The sequence below is a fragment of the Variovorax sp. MPBD4-3 genome (assembly GCF_058809745.1).
On record NZ_JBXASW010000124.1, the window covers coordinates 1 to 2,714 of the forward strand.

At 63.9% G+C, this 2,714-nt stretch carries 3 protein-coding genes; 1 reads left to right on the forward strand and 2 read right to left on the reverse strand.

Features of this window, described 5'->3' with window-relative positions:
* Both AC1RVW_RS30695 and hglS read right to left on the reverse strand, forming a co-directional pair.
* On the reverse strand, positions 1-261 hold a 261-nt coding region (locus AC1RVW_RS30695; protein ID WP_493204498.1), incomplete at its 3' end, for an FAD-binding oxidoreductase.
* Positions 258-1,637: a 2-oxoadipate dioxygenase/decarboxylase HglS gene (gene hglS, locus AC1RVW_RS30700; RefSeq protein ID WP_493204500.1), complete on the reverse strand. Its 1,380-nt coding sequence runs from the start codon at positions 1,635-1,637 to the stop codon at positions 258-260. The genes AC1RVW_RS30695 and hglS, both read right to left, overlap by 4 nt.
* A 320-nt stretch (positions 1,638-1,957) precedes the next feature.
* On the opposite strand from hglS, the gene AC1RVW_RS30705 reads away from it, so the two are divergent.
* Positions 1,958-2,383, forward strand: coding sequence for a DUF1801 domain-containing protein (locus AC1RVW_RS30705; RefSeq protein ID WP_493204502.1), 426 nt, complete (start codon positions 1,958-1,960; stop codon positions 2,381-2,383).
* The last annotated feature ends 331 nt before the right edge of the window (positions 2,384-2,714 follow it).

Sequence of the window (2,714 nt, forward strand, 5' to 3'; positions counted from 1 at the left end):
CACCACCTGGGTGCCGCTGTCGTCGGGGATGGAGCCGACCGCCAGGCCGGTGTTGCCGCCCTGCGGCACGATGGCCGCGCCTGCGGCGGAACAGGCCTTGACCACGTCGGCCACCTGTTGCGTGTTGGCTGGGCGCACCACGGCCAGCGACTTGCCTCGCGCGCGCTTGCGCCAGTCCTGTTCGTAGGCGGTGAGGTCGCCTTCGTTGAGCACGTGCTGGGCGCCGACGATGGCGCGCAATTGGTCGATCAGTGCGGTCACGCTGCGGACAGGAAAGGAACAGCCGCTTTCAACGAACGCGCCTGAGCTTCTTCATACAGCGCGATCTCGTCTTGCACCTTCGCGCCCAAGGCGGCCTCGAACACGGCCTGCGCACTGTTGGCCGCGTAGCTCTTCTGCTCGTCCGAGCCGAGGTTGGACTGGAAGATGCCGGCGGCGCTCACGGGCAGGAAGTCTTCGTACGTAATGGGCTCGGCATCCAGCCAGCCTTCGTCGACGAGCGCCTGCAGCGACTTCGCGGCAAGTGCGTCCTGGTTCGCGGCGCGGCCCTTGTCGGTCAGCGCGTAGCGGAAGAAGCCGAGGCCCGCTTCGCGCATCGTCTTCAGGTCGTCCGGGAAGTCGCTGAACGCGGCATCCAGGCGGGCCTGGTAGTCGGCGCCCGCGTTGCCGGCACCATTCGCGTCACGCACGCGGGAGAGCAGCGCGTCGTAGAGCGCACGGCCCTTGCGGGTCAGGGCCACGCCGCGCTGCTCGATCTCGCCGAACCGTGCGGTGTGCGTGCCCGCCTCGGCCTCGCTCTCCCCCACGAACGCCACGCGTTCCTGCAGCGCGCGAAAACTGGTCTGGCGCAGCAGGATCGGCACCTTGCGGCGCGGCGGGCCTTCGATGACGTCCTTGGCGGCCATGCCGCGGCGCGTCATCTCGATCTGCGCGTCGTCGATGTTCAGGGTGCGCGGCGTGAGGTGATTGATGTGCGGGCCCTTGAAGCAGGCGACGTCGGCAATGAGGCGGTGCGCCGCCAGCAGCTTGTCGTAAGTGGCCTTGCTCACCGTGGCCTCGCTGTGCCAGCGGAAGGTCTCCAGGGCCTGCGCCACGAACTCTTCAGCCTGCGCCGCCGTCAGGCCGCCGGCCGTCTCGGCCTGTTCGATGAGCGCCAGCACGCGCGGCGTGAAGATGTTCCGGCGGGCGAGGATCTCCTGCACTTCCGCGCGCAGCGCTGGGTTTTCGATCAGCTCGAGCCGCAGCAGCGAAGTGAAGACCCGGAACGGGTTGTTCGACAGCGACGCATCGGTCACCGGGCGGAAGGCGGTCGAGTGCACCGGCACGCCGGCGACGGACAGGTCGTAGTAACCGACCGGCGCCATGCCCATGACCTTGAACAGGCGCCGCATCCTGGCCAGCTCTTCGGGCTTGCCCAAGCGGATGGCGCCGTGGCGCTCGACGTCGATGCGCTCCAGTTCGCCGTTCCTGCGCAGCTGTGCCAGGAGCGTCGGCTCGCGCATGCTGTCCGCGTTGACGTCGGCGACGACGTCGAGCAGATCACCGTACAGCGGCACCTCGGCGCGGTACATCTCGGACATGCGGCGGGAGAACAGCGAACGGATCTCGTCGCTGGAGAGAAAGCTGGTGTCGTTCATTGGGGAGTGATCTTGAAGTGTCGCGATGCGCCCGGCATTCCCGGAGCGCATCGGCCGAGTGCGCAGCCAAAATTTTCGGCAGCGCGGGCAGTCGGGTCAAACGATCTTCTCGCCTGATGTCATTCCTTCAGCGCATGAACTTGCCGCTCCCGTCGCGTCCTTGTTGACTCGGCATTGACATTGATAGCCGCGCAGGCGTGAAGCCATGGGCAGGGGAGGCAGCGATCTTGATTGGGGGCCAGGCAGGTCTGCGCGGATCCGCGCCGCCTTCGGCGGCTACCATTCGCATCACCGTCGAGGCAACTCTCCAGGAGGAAGACATGAAAAAGTCATCGGACGACGCGGACCCGAGCCCATCAGCCTCGGAACTCATTTCAAACAAAATCGCCGAACTTGGCGACTGGCGCGGCGAAACGCTCGCCAGGATACGCAAGCTCATCAAGGAAGCCGATCCTGAAGTCATCGAAGAATGGAAGTGGATGGGCACGCCGGTCTGGTCGCGCGGCGGCATCATCTGCACCGGCGAGTCTTACAAGAGCGCGGTGAAGCTCACGTTTGCCAAGGGTGCGTCACTGAAGGACCCTGGTCGACTCTTCAACGCGAGCCTAGACGGGAACACTCGCCGCGCTATTGACATCCATGAAGGAGAGGAAGTTGCCGGGCCCGCCTTCAAGTCGCTCGTTCGAGAGGCCATCGAACTCAATAAAGCCGGCAAATCGAAGTCTTCGAAGAAGGCGAAGAGCTGAGCTTGCTTGTTTACCATCGCTGAATGCAAAGCTGAACAGTACTGGGGCCACAGGGAGTACAGTCGGTAATGACTTCACATACGCCTGCTACACCTGCGCCGCCTGCCGCAGTCACTCCCGTTGAAATTACAGAGACCCGAGCATTCACACAAGCTTGGATTCTGTTCGCGGTGCTATTCGTAGTGGTTATCGGCGTTCTTTGGGCATTGCAAACCCATTTTGGATGACGGCCAATTTGCGGCTACCGCTCGCATAAAGCAAAAAACCCCAGTCATTTCTGACTGGGGTTTTCTGGGCTGTAAGAGCCTGACGATGACCTACTTTCACACGG